The organism is Sporomusa sp., assembly GCF_035561155.1.
Taxonomy (GTDB): Bacteria; Bacillota; Negativicutes; order Sporomusales; family Sporomusaceae; genus Sporomusa.
On sequence record NZ_DATMYD010000035.1, the window covers coordinates 63568 to 79647 of the forward strand.

Annotated in this window: 14 protein-coding genes and 1 other RNA gene; 14 read left to right on the top strand and 1 reads right to left on the bottom strand. The window is 47.0% G+C overall.

The window, feature by feature from the left end; all coding sequences use genetic code 11:
- Window positions 1-2 precede the first annotated feature (2 nt).
- From gap to smpB, 12 genes are all read left to right on the top strand, one after another.
- A complete protein-coding gene (gene gap, locus VN447_RS05170; RefSeq protein WP_325523511.1) occupies window positions 3-1010 on the top strand; it encodes a type I glyceraldehyde-3-phosphate dehydrogenase in 1008 nt (335 codons plus the stop codon).
- Window positions 1011-1088: 78 nt separating this feature from the next.
- Complete coding sequence (locus VN447_RS05175) at window positions 1089-2276, top strand: phosphoglycerate kinase (RefSeq protein WP_325523512.1); 1188 nt, start codon at window positions 1089-1091, stop codon at window positions 2274-2276.
- A gap of 23 nt (window positions 2277-2299) precedes the next feature.
- Entirely contained in the window at window positions 2300-3049 is a 750-nt protein-coding gene (gene tpiA, locus VN447_RS05180) for a triose-phosphate isomerase (RefSeq protein WP_325523514.1), read from the top strand.
- A gap of 155 nt (window positions 3050-3204) precedes the next feature.
- Complete coding sequence (gpmI, locus tag VN447_RS05185; protein WP_325523516.1) at window positions 3205-4746, top strand: 2,3-bisphosphoglycerate-independent phosphoglycerate mutase; 1542 nt, start codon at window positions 3205-3207, stop codon at window positions 4744-4746.
- A gap of 13 nt (window positions 4747-4759) precedes the next feature.
- The gene (gene eno / locus VN447_RS05190; protein WP_325523518.1) at window positions 4760-6049 is read left to right on the top strand and encodes a phosphopyruvate hydratase; all 1290 of its coding nucleotides are present in this window, start codon (window positions 4760-4762) and stop codon (window positions 6047-6049) included.
- Between the two features lie 27 nt (window positions 6050-6076).
- A complete protein-coding gene (locus VN447_RS05195) occupies window positions 6077-6313 on the top strand; it encodes a hypothetical protein (protein ID WP_325523520.1) in 237 nt (78 codons plus the stop codon).
- 197 nt (window positions 6314-6510) lie between these two features.
- Window positions 6511-6741, top strand: coding sequence for a preprotein translocase subunit SecG (secG, locus tag VN447_RS05200; protein WP_325523522.1), 231 nt, complete (start codon window positions 6511-6513; stop codon window positions 6739-6741).
- Window positions 6742-6822: 81 nt separating this feature from the next.
- Window positions 6823-8829, top strand: coding sequence for a sodium-translocating pyrophosphatase (locus VN447_RS05205; protein WP_325523524.1), 2007 nt, complete (start codon window positions 6823-6825; stop codon window positions 8827-8829).
- A 329-nt stretch (window positions 8830-9158) separates the two neighbouring features.
- Window positions 9159-9890: an alpha/beta hydrolase gene (locus VN447_RS05210; protein WP_325523527.1), complete on the top strand. Its 732-nt coding sequence runs from the start codon at window positions 9159-9161 to the stop codon at window positions 9888-9890.
- Window positions 9891-9910: 20 nt separating this feature from the next.
- Entirely contained in the window at window positions 9911-10306 is a 396-nt protein-coding gene (locus VN447_RS05215; RefSeq protein ID WP_325523529.1) for a hotdog fold domain-containing protein, read from the top strand.
- Window position 10307: 1 nt separating this feature from the next.
- Complete coding sequence (gene rnr, locus VN447_RS05220; protein WP_325523531.1) at window positions 10308-12581, top strand: ribonuclease R; 2274 nt, start codon at window positions 10308-10310, stop codon at window positions 12579-12581.
- 77 nt (window positions 12582-12658) lie between these two features.
- Entirely contained in the window at window positions 12659-13129 is a 471-nt protein-coding gene (gene smpB, locus VN447_RS05225; RefSeq protein ID WP_325523533.1) for an SsrA-binding protein SmpB, read from the top strand.
- Here the strand turns inward: smpB and VN447_RS05230 are convergent, their stop codons facing one another.
- Complete coding sequence (locus VN447_RS05230; RefSeq protein ID WP_325523535.1) at window positions 13130-14029, bottom strand: DMT family transporter; 900 nt, start codon at window positions 14027-14029, stop codon at window positions 13130-13132.
- A 181-nt stretch (window positions 14030-14210) separates the two neighbouring features.
- On the opposite strand from VN447_RS05230, the gene ssrA reads away from it, so the two are divergent.
- Both ssrA and VN447_RS05240 read left to right on the top strand, forming a co-directional pair.
- Window positions 14211-14557, top strand: a transfer-messenger RNA (tmRNA) gene (gene ssrA / locus VN447_RS05235).
- Between the two features lie 915 nt (window positions 14558-15472).
- Window positions 15473-16080, top strand: a 608-nt coding sequence (locus VN447_RS05240) for a hypothetical protein (protein ID WP_325523537.1), incomplete at its 3' end; no start/stop codon positions are given.

The window sequence follows — 16080 nt, forward strand, 5'->3', positions numbered from 1 at the left end:
TAATGACTATTAAAGTTGGTATTAACGGTTTTGGCCGTATCGGCAGGAATGTTTTTCGGGTAGCAGTGAATAATCCTGAGTTCGAAATCGTAGCTGTAAACGACCTGACTGACGCTAAAACACTGGCCCATCTTTTAAAATATGATTCGGTTCACGGCACCATGAACGCCGAAGTGAAAGCAGTTGACGGCGGAATCGAGGTCAACGGCAAACTGGTTAAAGTGCTTGCTGAAAAAGATCCGGCCAGCCTCCCTTGGAAAGCTATGGGTGTTGACATTGTGGTTGAGTCGACCGGCCGTTTCACTGAAAAAGACAAAGCTCTGGCCCACGTGAAAGCAGGCGCCAAGAAGGTTATTATCTCGGCTCCGGCTAAAAATGAAGATATTACTATCGTTATGGGTGTAAACCAAGACAAATACGACCCGGCCAACCATCATGTTATTTCCAACGCTTCCTGCACCACCAATTGCCTGGCACCGTTTGCGAAAGTACTGCATGAAAAGTTCGGCATCAAGTCCGGCTTAATGACAACAGTTCACGCGTACACCAATGACCAAAATATTCTTGATCTGCCGCACAAGGATCTCCGCCGCGCCCGTGCAGCCGGTATGTCCATCATCCCGACAACAACCGGTGCTGCCAAAGCTGTAGCCTTGGTGCTGCCTGAGCTCAAAGGCAAACTAAACGGTTTTGCCCTGCGTGTACCTACTCCTAATGTGTCCATTACCGACCTGGTAGCCCAATTGGAAAAACCGGCTACTGCTGAAGCTGTCAACGCTGCTCTTAAAGAAGCTGCAAACGGCGAGCTTAAAGGGATCATGGCTTTCTCAGAAGAAGAGCTTGTCTCCAAAGACTACAACGGTAATCCGCATTCCTCCATCGTTGACGGTCTGTCGACCATGATGGTAGGCGATAACCTGGTTAAAGTTGTTTCCTGGTATGACAATGAATGGGGTTATTCCAACCGTGTTGTCGACCTCATCAGCTTCATAATCGGCAAAGGCCTATAATTATTCATACGAAGCAATCTCAGACAGTGTTTGGGGTTGCTTCATCTCTCTAATCTCTAAGAGCTGGAGGAATTGCGCGTGAATAAAAAGAGTTTAAATGACATCTGGGTGTCTGGAAAAAAAGTTTTGGTACGGGTAGACTATAACGTACCTATGGATAAAGAGGGCAATATCACTGATGATACCCGCATCCGGGCGACTATCCCTACACTGGAGTTTTTGCTGGCCAAGAACGCTGCCGTTATTTTAGCCAGTCATTTGGGCCGTCCCAAAGGCAAGGTAGCGCCCGAGTTTTCGCTTAAACCTATTGCACAAAAACTGTCGCAACTGTTGTTTGGCCGTGAAGTGCAGTTTGCCTCTGACTGTGTGGGACCGGAAGCCAGGAAAATGGCTGCGGCACTTGGTGCTGGCCAGCTTCTCATGTTGGAGAACCTGCGCTTTCATGCTGAAGAAGAAAAAAATGACCCTGAATTTGCCAAGCAGCTTGCCGGACTGGCAGAGGTCCTGGTTAATGACGCCTTTGGCGTTTCCCACCGGGCACATGCTTCAGTACACGGCATAACCAAATACATACCGGCCGTATCCGGTTTCCTGATGGACAAAGAGCTGTTGTTCTTAGGGCAGGCCGTTACCGACCCGGCACGTCCGTTTGTTGCCATTATCGGCGGCGCTAAGGTTTCGGACAAAATCGGTGTCATTGAGAACCTGCTAAACAAAGTAGATACACTGATCATCGGTGGCGGTATGGCCAACACATTCCTGGCCGCCCAGGGCTATCAAACCGGCAAATCGCTCGTGGAAGCCGATAAATTAGACTTGGCGAAAGAACTGATGGCAGCAGCCAAGGCTAAGGGTGTTAATCTGCTGTTACCGGAAGATGTGGTAGTGGCAGAAAAGTTTGCTGCCGATGCTGACCGGAAAACAGTGGCGGCTGATCAAATCCCGGGTGAGTGGATGGCGCTTGATATCGGCCCGGCCAGTGCCGCTAAGTTTGCCGCGGCCTTAAACGGCGCCAAAACGGTGGTATGGAACGGTCCGATGGGTGTATTTGAGTTTGATGCTTTCGCTGTTGGCACTGAGGCTGTAGCTAAGGCAGTGGCTGCTTCGGGCGCGAAGAGCATTGTCGGCGGCGGCGACTCAGTTGCAGCACTGGAGAAACTTAATCTTGCCGGCAAGATTACGCACATCTCGACAGGCGGCGGAGCATCGCTGGAATTTTTAGAAGGTAAAGAATTGCCCGGTATTGCAGCATTGGCTGACAAGTAAATATGAGTTTAGGAGTGGAGAATATGCGCAAGCCCATTATTGCCGGTAACTGGAAAATGCATAAAACTGCGGGAGAAGGCGTTACCCTTGTCGAGCAACTGAATGCACTGACGAACGCTGTTACTGATGTTGAGATTGTTATTTGCCCGCCCTTTACAGCATTAGCTGCTGTTGCCGGTGCTGTGGCCGGAACCAATATTGGCCTGGGCGCTCAAAACATGCATTGGGAAGACAAAGGTGCTTTTACCGGTGAAGTTTCCCCAGGCATGTTGCAAGATATTGGCTGCACTCATGTTATTATCGGCCATTCTGAGCGTCGTCAATATTTTGCCGAAACTGACCAAACGGTTAACAATAAAGTCAAAGCCGCCTTCAAAACCGGCCTGACCCCGATCCTGTGTGTGGGCGAAACCTTAGCTGAACGCGAGGCTCAAGCGACAGAGCAGGTTGTCGGCGTTCAAGTGAAAGGCGGTATGGACGGTCTTACTGCCGAGCAAGTGGCTAGTCTGGTTATTGCCTATGAACCGGTTTGGGCGATAGGTACAGGGCGTACAGCTTCGGCTGAGGATGCGAACGCTGTGTGTACTTTCATCCGCAGCACGGTAGCCAATATGTTTGGACAAATAGCCGCTGACCGGGTCCGTATCCAATATGGCGGCAGTGTCAAGCCAGACAATGTTGCTGAGCTAATGGCTAAACCTGATATCGACGGTGCGTTAGTGGGGGGAGCCAGCCTGGAGGCCGATTCCTTTAGCAAGCTGGTCAGGTTTTAGGGGCTGCATATATAGTTTCCAATAAAGATTTGCAGGCATGATGTTAGTATTAAGCGGAAGTCAAGCGCCAGCGGTGGAGCGTTACTAACATCATGTCGAAAGAAAATATTTATTGGATTTCATATAGAACGGCCAAGATAAAGGAGAAAAGAACTATGTCAAAATTATCATCGCCAATTGCGCTTGTTATTCTTGACGGATGGGGAATTGGCCGTCAAGAAGACGAGTTCAACTCAATTGCCAGAGCCAGTACACCACATATCAACCTCTTGACTGAGCTATATCCTACAGCTAAACTCATTTGCTCCGGGGAAGCTGTTGGTTTGCCGGAAGGACAAATGGGAAATTCGGAGGTTGGCCACCTTAATATTGGTGCAGGACGCATTATCTACCAGGAGCTCACCCGTATCAGCAAATCGATTAAAGACGGCGACTTTTTCAAAAATCCTGTACTTTGTCAGGTATGTGAACAAACGAAAGCAGCAGGCACTGCTCTCCATCTCATGGGGTTATTGTCTGACGGCGGTGTACATAGCCATATTACCCATGTGTATGCGCTATTGGAATTAGCCAAACAGCATGGCCTGGAAAAAGTCTATGTTCACGCCTTTTTGGACGGGCGGGATGTACCGCCGTCCAGTGCTGCTTCGTACATCAAAGAGCTTGAAGCTAAAATGGCAGAAATTGGCGTAGGTGAGATTGCGACTATTGCCGGGCGTTATTACGCTATGGATCGAGATAAACGCTGGGAGCGTGTCAGTAAAGAATATGAGGCACTTGTGCATTGCCAGTGCACTCAGGCTGCCAGTGCGGTTGCAGCTGTTGAAGCCTCGTACAAAGAAGGTAAAACTGATGAATTTGTTGAGCCTACCGTAATTGCCGGCTGCGATTATTCCGGCATCAAACCTAATGACGGTGTTATCTTCTTCAACTTCCGTCCTGACCGTGCCCGGGAACTTACCCGGGCGCTGACTGACTCCGGTTTTGACGGATTTGAACGTGCAGATGGCTGCTTCCCGCTCTACTTTGCGAGTATGACCCAGTACGACGAAACCTTGAGTGTACCGGTGGCTTTCCCACCAAGCCATACTAGCAATACACTGGGCGAGGTATTTAGCAAGGCTGGCTATACCCAGCTGAGAATTGCTGAGACCGAAAAATATGCTCATGTTACCTACTTTTTTAATGGCGGTGAAGAACATCCTTTTGCAGGTGAAGACCGGCTGCTCATTCCTTCGCCTAAGGTCGCTACCTATGATTTAAAACCTGAGATGAGTGCGCTCGAAGTTACTGATAAGGTTGTTGAGGCTATTAAATCAGGTAAGTACGACCTGATTATCCTGAACTATGCTAATGGCGACATGGTAGGGCATACCGGCCTGCTGGACGCTGCCATTAGTGCGGTGACTACTGTTGATCAGTGTGTCGGCCGCCTGGCTGAGGCCATGCGCGACCGGGGCGGCGTTACTCTCATAACGGCTGATCATGGCAACTGCGAAGTGATGAAAGACCCTGTGACCGGTGAACCGTTTACTGCTCATACCACCAACCAGGTACCGTTTGTTATGGTGTCAGAAGCGCATCGCGGCAGTAAGCTGCGTGATGGTATTTTAGCCGATATTGCGCCCACTATTTTAGACCTGGCCGGTGTACCCCAACCTCATGAAATGACTGGAAAAAGTTTAATTGAAAAATAGGAGGAAAACAAATATGTCTACAACAATTGTTGATATTCTGGCTAGAGAAATTATGGATTCCCGTGGCAACCCTACGGTAGAAGTTGACGTATTATTAGAAGACGGCACCATGGGCCGGGCGGCTGTTCCCTCAGGCGCATCCACAGGTGCTTACGAAGCAGTTGAGCTTCGTGATGATGACAAAAGCCGCTACCTTGGGAAAGGTGTGCTTAAGGCTGTTGAAAATGTGAATGAGCTTATTACCCCGGAAATTATCGGTATGGATGCCCTTGACCAAATCGGCGTTGACCAGGCCATGATTGATCTTGACGGCACTCCGAACAAAGCCAAACTAGGTGCTAATGCCATTCTGGGCGTATCAATGGCTGTAGCCAAAGCGGCCGCTGCCTCGTCCGGTCTTACCTTGTATCAGTATCTGGGCGGTGCGAATGCCAAAGAACTGCCTGTGCCGATGATGAACATACTAAATGGTGGCAAACATGCGGACAATAATGTCGATGTTCAGGAATTTATGGTACTGCCGATCGGTGCAGAGAGCTTTGCCGAAGCGCTGAGAATGGGCTCGGAAATTTATCACAGCCTCAAAAAAGTGTTATCTGGCCGTAAGTTAGCGACTGCTGTCGGTGACGAAGGCGGTTTTGCACCTAATCTGGCATCCAACGAGGAAGCTCTTAAAGTTATTATTGAAGCCATTGAAAAAGCCGGCTATAAACCTGGCGAACAAGTTATGCTTGGCCTAGATGTTGCTGCCACTGAATTATTTAAAGAAGACGGAAATTACCATCTCGAAGGCGAAGGAGTTGTGAAAACTCCAGCCGAAATGGTGGAATACTATAGTCAGTTAGTTGATAAATACCCGATCATTTCGATCGAAGACGGTATGTCTGAAGATGATTGGGATGGCTGGAAACTCTTAACTGAACGCTTAGGCAGCAAAATCCAGTTGGTAGGCGACGATCTGTTTGTTACCAATGTTGAGCGTTTAAGCCAAGGCATTGCTACCAGAACAGCTAACTCTATTTTGGTAAAAGTAAACCAAATTGGAACACTGACAGAAACCTTTGATACCATCGAAATGGCTAAACGTGCCGGATATACCTGCGTGATCTCTCACCGTTCCGGCGAGACTGAAGATGCTACCATTGCCGATATTGCTGTAGCCGTTAACGCCGGCCAAATCAAAACCGGTGCTCCTGCCCGGACTGACCGCGTCGCCAAATACAACCAATTGCTCCGGATCGAAGAACAGCTGGGTGATTTGGCTCAATACCGCGGCCGCAAAGTGTTCTATAACCTAAGATAAAGTTCGCGCCGGAAGGAGGTGAACTAAATGCCGAAGGGATATTTGATGAGATGCAGTGACTGTGGCTACCTGTACCAGTGTGAGAATGAGTTGATTGAATGCTTAAATAATAAAGTCTGTGAGCATTGCGGCAGTTCTGACATGGAAGTAATCCAGCAAGATGAGGGCCGGTTTGGCTGTACCAGCCGCCTGAATACGCATGTCGTTAATACCGCATCATATGTTGATCATCCCAAACCGGTTAAAACCTCCCCTAAGGCGTAAAAAAGAATAAAAAAACAGCCGATTAAATTCGGCTGTTTATTTTTTTTACAAACAGGGAAAAATATGTATATTAAATATGTGAAAATATTGACTAAATAATTGTCAAGTGTCATTTAAGTGTGTTAGAATATTGTCATGCCTTGGCAAGGATATTGTAGCAAGGGATAACGGTATCAGTCGTGGGGGGTGTTAGTAAAATGATAACAGGGCTGATGATTTTGGAAGCAGTGCTTTCGATTGCGCTAATTGTAACCGTAGTACTGCAATCAGGTAAGAGCGCCGGTTTGTCAGGTTCAATTGCCGGAGGGGCCGAATCTATTTTTGGCGGCAAACGAAAGGGACTTGATGAAATTCTGGCAAAGGCAACAATTATCATTGCCGCATTGTTTGGAATCGTAACAATGGCTTTGGTTAAATTGATGCAGTAGGGTCACTAACCTCAATGGCTGGAGCTTCTCCGGCATATTGGGGTATTTTTAAGGTTTTAGCTCAAAGGGGGAAAGTAAAACATGGATTTATTGTACATTGCGCCGTTCGCTGGTCTTGTGGCGCTAGCATTTGCCGGTTATCTAATGGCTAGCGTTTTAAAGGAAAACCCTGGCAACGCAAAAATGCAGGAAATTTCTCAGGCAATTTTTGAAGGTGCTATGGCCTTCCTCAATCGCCAGTACAAAACTCTCATTCCGTTTACTATCGTTATTTTCTTTATACTATTCTATGTTGATGGGTACAAACTGGCTGTATCTTTCCTGGTAGGTGCCGTTTGTTCGGCTGTTGCCGGCTATGTAGGTATGACTGCCACTACTAAGTCTAACGCCCGTACTACCGAAGCTGCCCGAACCAGCCTTAACAAAGCTCTCGGCGTTTCTTTCCGAGCTGGCGCGGTAATGGGTATGTCGGTTGCTGGTCTTGGTCTCTTAGGTGTATCCGGATTATACATAATCTTTGGAGACCCTGTTGTTATTAATAGTTTTGCCTTTGGCGCAAGCGCCATCGCATTTTTTGCCCGTGTTGGCGGCGGTATCTTTACCAAAGCTGCTGACGTAGGCGCTGACCTTGTCGGCAAAGTTGAGGCAGGCATCCCTGAGGATGACCCGCGTAACCCGGCAGTTATTGCTGATAATGTTGGTGACAACGTCGGTGATACCGCCGGTATGGGGGCCGATTTGTTTGAATCCTATGCCGCTACCGCGATTGCTGCCATGCTTATTGGCCAAACCGTTTTCCCAGGTAACATCAATGGCGTGCTTTTCCCGCTTGTAATTGGTGCAGCCGGTATTTTTGCCTCTATTGTTAGTACCTTCTTAGTTAGAACTAGTGAAGATGGTGATCCCCTGGCTGCTCTAAATAGAGGCATATGGGGAACTAATATTCTGGTTGCTATTGCTACCTATGCCATTGCCAGTACTATGCTTCCAACGAAAGCAGTAGGCATTACTATTGCTGTTGTTGCGGGTTTGGCTGTTAACGTACTTGTTGGTATGATTACAGAATACTACACCGCTAATAATAAGCCGCCTACTCAGCATATCGCTGATGCTTCACAAACTGGCCCGGCTACCAATGTCATTGCTGGTATCGCCTGTGGTCTGAGAAGTACTGGTTTACCTATGCTGGTATTTGCTGTTGCGATCTGGGTTTCTTATAGCCAGGCAGGCATTTATGGTATCGCTATGGCTGCTATGGGCATGCTTTGCACAGCAGGTATGGTTGTCGCTGTTGACTCTTTCGGCCCTGTTGCTGACAATGCCGGCGGTATCGCCGAAATGGCAGAACTTGGCCCTGAAATTCGTAAAACTACTGACAAGCTGGATGCTGTTGGTAATACAACTGCTGCCATTGCCAAAGGTTTTGCCATTGGCTCTGCTGCCCTTACTGCACTGGCTCTGTTCACTGCTTTCGGTGAAGAGATTGCCAAAAACCCCAAACTGTCTGGACTGTTAGTGAACGGTCATCTAGTGATCAACCTGACCGAGCCAGGCGTAATTATCGGTATTTTCCTTGGCGCTACCCTGCCATTCCTGGTATGCGCGTTCACTATGGAAGCTGTAGGTAAGGCCGCGTTTGAAATGATCGGTGAAGTTCGCCGTCAGTTCCGTGAAATCCCCGGCATTATGGAAGGCACCGGGCGCCCTGACTACGCAAGCTGTGTAGACATCAGCACGAAAGCAGCGATCCGCGAAATGATGCTGCCTGGTATATTTGCTGTAGGTTCACCGATCCTGGTAGGTTTTATCCTTGGCGCGAAAGCTCTGGCTGGTTTCCTGGCTGGCGCTACTGCTGCCGGTGTACTCTTGGCACTCTTCATGTCCAATGCCGGTGGTGCCTGGGATAATGCTAAAAAATGGATTGAGACTGGCAAATACGGCGGTAAAGGTACCCCGACCCACGCTGCCGCTGTTATCGGCGATACTGTCGGCGATCCGTTCAAGGACACTTCAGGTCCGGCTATGAACCCGCTGATTAAAGTTGCCGGTACCATCTCGCTCATCATTGCTCCGCTTCTCTTCTTCTAAACCTATAGTTAATAAACGCCAAGCTATTTTAGCTTGGCGTTTTGTTATTGTGGCAGATAATGGTATAATACTAGTGGTATCTGTAATAGTCGAAACACCGCATATTGTTGTTATTAAGGATGACACTAAACTAGCCGATATATTGGGTAATGAGTCTATGACGAATAGCTTCACCACCAGGCAATCTAAAGGTCAGTGCCAGGGCCAAGGACGGGGTCATCACATATGCTTGCTCTGTTTACAGCGTTTGTCAGCTCGGCTGATAGGCAATAATATAAAGAGCGAATTGATCATCAGATAAAGTGAATTGAACATTGGGGGAGTTTTGTTTGGCCTTAATGCCAGGAGCTGAGCCTTTTTTCCTGCCAGGTGGTGAAAAAGGCGTATTGCTGGTACATGGTTTTACCGGCGCGCCGTCAGAGATGCGCCTGGCAGGAGAATATTTAAACAATCTGGGATATACCGTATTCGCGCCCCGGCTTCCGGGGCATGGGACTACACCTGAAGAAATGGCGAAAACAGCTTGGCCACATTGGTACGACAGCGTCGAAGACGGTTATCATCTGTTAGCCGGAATATGCACCAGCGTTGCGGCGGTAGGGCTGTCAATGGGCGGTCTCTTAGCACTTAAGCTGGCTAGTGAATATCCACTCAGGCGGCTGGCTGTCATTAGCGCTCCTATCTATATTGCTAATAAGCGGCTGAGACTGCTGCCACTGTACCGCTTGTTTACCAACTTTGTTCCCAAAAAGCGCAAACGCTTGTTAGATGTCGGCGAAGAATATTCGATTAGTTATGAGGTAACACCGCTCAGCAGCCTGTCCAGTCTGCTTGAGCTGGTCAAGCATGTTATTGGTGTGCTTCCGTCAGTCACTGTACCGGCACTAATTGTTCAATCAACAAAAGAACATACTGTAGAACCGGAAAGCGCCCAATATATTTATGACAAGCTGGGAAGTACAGAGAAACAACTTGTGTGGCTTAACAAATCAGGCCACATTGTCACCCTTGATATCGAGCGTGATTATGTTTTTCAGAAGATTGGCCAGTTTTTGGCTTAGAAAATACAATGAGGTGCATTATGAACGAGAGTAACCAATGGTGTTTTGCCTGCGGACCGCATAATCCTATCGGACTAAAACTTACCTTTCGCGAAGAGGATAACACATATTTGACAACCTTTATCCCTGGACCTGAACATCAGGGTTATGATGGAATTATGCATGGCGGGCTGGTAAGTACGCTTTTAGACGAGATCATGGCCCGTTACCTGTATGCCAAAGGTCTTAGTGCTGTCACTGCCAAGCTGGAAGTACGCTTTCGCCATCCAACCCCAATCGGACAAGAATTGACTGTCAGCGGATGGATTACCGGGCAACGGGGAAAAATGTATGAACTAGCAGGTAAAATTACGTTGCCGGATGGAACGGTAACGGCTGAGGGAAAGGCGACAGTTGCGATAAAAGGAGATGAGTAATATGGACTTAGCCGAAAGAATACTTGAGTTTATGCGGGAAGAAGCGTATAAACCGCTCACTGCCGAAGATCTGGCTGACGGATTGACCATTCGCGGCAAAGAGTTGGAGGAGTTTTGGCAGGTACTGGACAAGCTTGAAGCCACTGCTGCTATTATAAAAACCCGCTATGGTAAGTATGGGGTACCTGACCGCATGAACCTGGTTGTCGGTAAGTTTTCGGCAACAACCAAAGGCTTCGGTTTTATTTTGCCGGAAAACCATGAATTAGAAGATGTGTTTATTCCACCTGACGCTATCGGTGGCGCCATGCATGGTGACAGAGTTGTGGCCCGTATGCATAAGCGGCATGTGTCTGGTAAAGCTGTTGAGGGCGAGATCATCCGGGTAGTTACCCGGGCTAATAGTAAGGTGGTAGGAACCTTCGAATCCAGCCGTAATTTCGGTTTTGTCCTGCCGGATGATCGTAAGATTGGCCGGGATATTTTCATACCTAAAGAAGAGTTTATGGGGGCCAAAACAGGTTCAAAGGTTGTTGTTGAAATTACTGAGTGGCCTCAAAAACAAAAAAGTGCCGAAGGCCGGATCATTGAAGTGTTGGGACGTCAGGGCGACCCAGGCATTGAGATATTATCGATTATTAAGAAACACAACTTGCCTACCGAGTTTCCGCCAGAAGTCGAACAAGCGGCAAACCGTGTTAAAACAACCATTAGCGAAGAGGATTTGGTGGGACGGCGTGACCTGAGGGAGCTTAATTTTGTAACAATTGACGGTGACGACGCCAAGGACCTGGACGATGCGGTGTACGTCGAACGCCTTAAAAACGGGCGCTATCTGTTAAACGTAAGTATTGCCGATGTTAGCCACTACGTGCGGGAAAATACGCCCTTGGATAATGAGGCCAGAGCCAGAGGAACTAGCGTTTATTTGGTCGATAGGGTACTGCCGATGCTGCCGCATCGTTTGTCAAATGGCATTTGTAGTTTGAATGCAGGTGAAGACCGGCTGGCATTATCGGCACAAATGGAGATTGATGGGCGCGGCCAGGTAGTAAATCATGAAATATTCCCCAGCGTCATCAGGGTGAAAACCAGACTGACCTATAATGTTGTGCGGCAAATAGTGGCTGATCATGATGAACTCCTGCGGGACAAGTATGCTGACTTAGTGGCGCCACTGGAAGAAATGGAAAGACTGTGCCGGATTCTGCGTGACCGCCGCATGCGCCGGGGAGCCATTGATTTTGATTTCCCGGAAATAAAAGTCAAGCTTGATGACGAGGGCCGGCCGATTGCCATTGAAAAAAGGATCCGGAGTATTGCCGAATCCATCATCGAAGAGTTTATGCTGGTCGCTAATGAGACTGTTGCTGAACATATGCACTGGTTAGGCGTACCGTCCATGTTCAGGGTGCATGAAGAACCTGATGAAGAAAAAATGAGCAGATTGAACGTCTTACTCGGTAATTTTGGTCAGCATATACCGAAAACCCAGGAAATCCAGCCAATGGCATTGCAGCGAGTGCTTAGTAAGATCGCCGGACGCCCCGAAGAACGCATTATCAGTACCGTTATGCTGCGTTCGCTGAAACAGGCGCGTTATGATGCCGAAAACCTGGGACACTTTGGTCTGGCAGCAACCTATTACACTCATTTTACATCGCCGATCAGGCGCTACCCGGACTTAATTGTTCATCGAATTATCCGCGAAACCTTCACCACTGGCGATATCTCGGCCAAACGCAGTCAGAAATTATCGGTTATGCTGCCCGAGATTGCCTTGCATTCCTCTGAGCGGGAACGGGCGGCAGCGGAAGCCGAGCGGGCTACCGTTGATTTAAAGAAAGTAGAGTATATGGCCCAGTTTGTCGGACAGGAATTCGACGGCATCATTAGCGGCGTTACAGCCTTTGGCTTTTTCGTTGAGATTACTAATGGTGTTGAAGGTTTGGTGCGTGTGTCCAGCCTTGAGGACGACTACTACCAGTATGTTGAGGAACAGTATGCCTTGATTGGCGAGCGCACAAGTAATATTTACCGAATTGGCAGCAGCGTCAGGATCATCGTCTCTAAGGTAAATCCTGCTGAACGCACCATTGACTACCTAGTTGCGAACAATGGGAAGCCGTTGCAAGCTGTTGGTAATCAGGCGCCTGATAGAAGACGCGGTAGACCTGGCGAAGGACGAAGTGCCGGCAAGGGACAAGCTGTCGCGTCCAAAAAGAAACCGGTTACTGCGGCCAAGCCCAAGAAGCCCAGAGCCCCGAAAAAGTAAGAGGACTTAATTGACGTAAGACAGCAAATCAGATACAATAGGTATGCGTATCTGAGGATTCTAAGAGGTGAGTAGCGATGAGTAAAGAGGCAGGCATAAAAATAGCGACGGAAAACCGGAAGGCCCGTCACGATTATCATATTCATGAAACATATGAAGCTGGAATTGCACTTACCGGCACCGAAGTGAAATCACTCCGGGCTGGCAAAGCGAATCTGAAAGATTCTTATGCAAGGATTGATAATGCTGAGCTTATGCTGCACAACATGCACATCAGCCCTTATGAGCAGGGTAACCGCTTTAATCATGAACCGCTGCGTACTCGTAAGCTTTTGATGCATCGCTATGAAATTAATAAATTGATTGGCAAGACCAAAGAAAAAGGATATACATTAGTGCCGCTAAAGTTGTATTTTACCAGAGGCAAAGTCAAGGTAGAACTAGGGCTGGCCAGTGGTAAACATACATATGATAAACGTCAGGATCTTGCTGAAAAGGATGCTAAGCGTGATATGGAACGGGCACTGCGCGACAGGCAGAAGGAATAATTACTGTTGCTCAACTGCCTGAGTGCCCGCAGCTTTTCCGGCCCAAAGCTGTAAAATTAATATGCCGCCAAGTATGAGAATGCCGCCGCCCATCTGCAGCGGCGTTATTTTTTCATTAAGCAGTACAACCGACAGCAGCACGGTAATTACCGGTTCCATGGTGCTGATAATGGAAGCGTTAGTGGCGCCAATGCGGCTCATACCGGCAAAAAAGCCCATAATGCCGACAATGGTCGGTATTAGTGCAATACCAATGATCGCCAGCCAGCCCTGTGGTGACAGATTCAAAATAAGCGTGCCTGTTACGATTCCGGTCAGAACGAAGACGGCAGCGGCTGCAGCACAAACATAGGTGGTAGTAACCATAGAATCGACATGCTTCAAACGCCGATTGCCAACAACAATGTACACTGAGTAGACTAAAGCTGCACCCAGGCCAAAGGCAAAGCCGAGCATACTGACATTGTCGAATGATACGCCGAGAACAAGAAATAAGCCTGAAAAGCAGACTGCAAGCGCCAAGCCTTTTGGCCAGGTGTATTGCTCATCACCAATACCAAAAGACAGCACGCTGACTATAGCCGGATATGTATATAGCAGCATAGCGGCCAGCGAGGCCGGCAGGTGCTTTACGGTCAAGGCAAACAGCAGCGACATGGAACCGTAGCCCAGACCTCCCATCAATGACAAATCTTTCATTAGCCCTTTATCAACCGCCAGTGAAATGCCGCGCCATCTTAGGATGAGTGCCAGGCAAATAGCCGCGAGAACAAACCGTCCGGCCAGAATCGTGATAATATTTGCCCCGGCAGCATAGGCAAACTTAATGAAAATGGCTAAAGTGGCAAAGCCGGCAGCAGATGCTGCAACCAGCAGCGAACCGGTGTGTTGTGGTTTCAAATAGAATCACTCCTTTAGCCCAAATATATTCGGCGCTAGCGTAAGTAATCCTGTACACGAGTATTAAAATGGTAAAAGTTTTATTTGGCTGGACTCAAGGTTTGTGATATAATTAGTTAATAATGAAGTGTATATAGTGTTTGCAAAAGTAAGCATGCAACCCCAGATCCCCTTTTAATACGGGGGCGTACTGGTTTCGACAGGGGTAGTTATGGTATGGGTAGCGAGCCGGGGTTCCATCAGCCCGTCAACACGGTGGACCTAAAGTAAAAGCAAACAACGAATACGCTTTAGCAGCTTAATGCTAACGTTCTACCTACGCACTCCCGCGGCCTAGGATAGGACGTCACTTAGTGGGATACCTGAGGCTCAATTCTCGGAGAGCCGACTGGAAAACTTCATCGAGATAGTGTTCACGCAGCCTGTCTGTGGGCGGCAAGAACGCGAAATTTAAACCACCGACTGCGCTCGGAGAAGCCTATGCAGTAATGCCTTTGGACAGGAGTTCGATTCTCCTCGCCTCCACCACAACATGAATGTCGCCTCCACCTGATATATATGTGACTTTAAGCATAAGTTTGCCGAAACGGCAAGCTTATGCTTAATTTATTGTGCGGCAAACTTATGCTTAAATTTTGAAATGTAGTTACAAGAAAGTTACGAGTCGAATTATTTTATGACTCGTATTTTTTTTATTTGATAACTTAACTTTCGAAGTGTGTCCTGAAGAATAGCGAGTGAAGCGATCTATTCGAATTTTACAAGAGATGAGAGAAGGCCTAGCTAGCGAAATCAGCATTAGGCACAGGTTTCAAACCGGCTACAGATGCTGTCGTAAAGAGAGTGGGTTGAGAGTGTGGGTAGACAAGAAGGCTGAAAGGCTTAGGATCTAGGCCTACACCGTTTTTTAGCTATTTTTGTGTAGCCGTATTCATAGTCTAGTGGTTTGTGCAGACTCGTCTGCATGCTTGATTGAAAGATCAATTTCTCAATTTATTTAAACGGTCACCTTCACGGCAAGGACCATGATCAAAGTACCTTTGCTACTTTGATGAGGGGTGTGGCTGTTTAGTCTTAAGATCTCTTTGTAGGGTGTTATTTTGCAGGACATCCTGATGAAAAATATACACCTTGTGGATGGTATCATTGTACAGACGATTCCCCGCTCATTGGTTCGCTCTGCGTGATATCGGTCATTTTTCACAGCGGGACGTTTCACTTCCTATGGAGATTGGATAAAGTACAGTTAAGCAAGAACATTAGTATAATAACCGTTTTTACCAGTTTGATTTTTAAGCTAAAAAAATATTAGCAGAATTCGTAATATTTCTACCAAAATTTATAAAAAATGATAATATTAGCAGGTAATATTTGCTAAATGTTCGAAACATTATAATGTAATATATATTGACGAAACAATTAACAAAAGGATAGGAGGATAATATGTTTCTACTAAAGCCGTTATCACAGTACAACAGATTTCCAATGCCATCTATAGAAGAATGCTTAGAAATGATTGAATATATAAGATGCAATTGCCCAACTAAGATTGAATTTGCAGCTAAGTATAAAATGGGCGTGCCTAAAGCCCGAAGTCATCTAGATGGTTTAAAAGCGATGGGTTTAATAACTGTATTACCTAGGAGAAGTAATTTTACCATTACAGAAACATATAATGATATTTTGCGCTTTAATACAGAGGGAATCTCTACAATAATGTACTATTTTTATACACAGAACTGCTTGGTAGGAAGTTGGCTTATATTTCACGTATTAGGAGAAATTGTTTCTGTTGGCGGGAGAAAACAAATTAAAGGCTCAGAGATAAAAAGAAAATATGAATTAGCATTCATTGAGAATAAAGTCGAAGAAGAGAAACAGAATGAGGCTTATAAACCATTATCCGGAGAATTATATACATATTTAGGGAATTTCTCAGGAAAAGCACCTCATCGAAGTCCCTTCTCTCTTCTAGAGATGTTTCATGTGAGTAATGTTGGTAAAAAAAATTATCAATTGGACTTTCAAAGTTATCGTCCTCATATTGACGT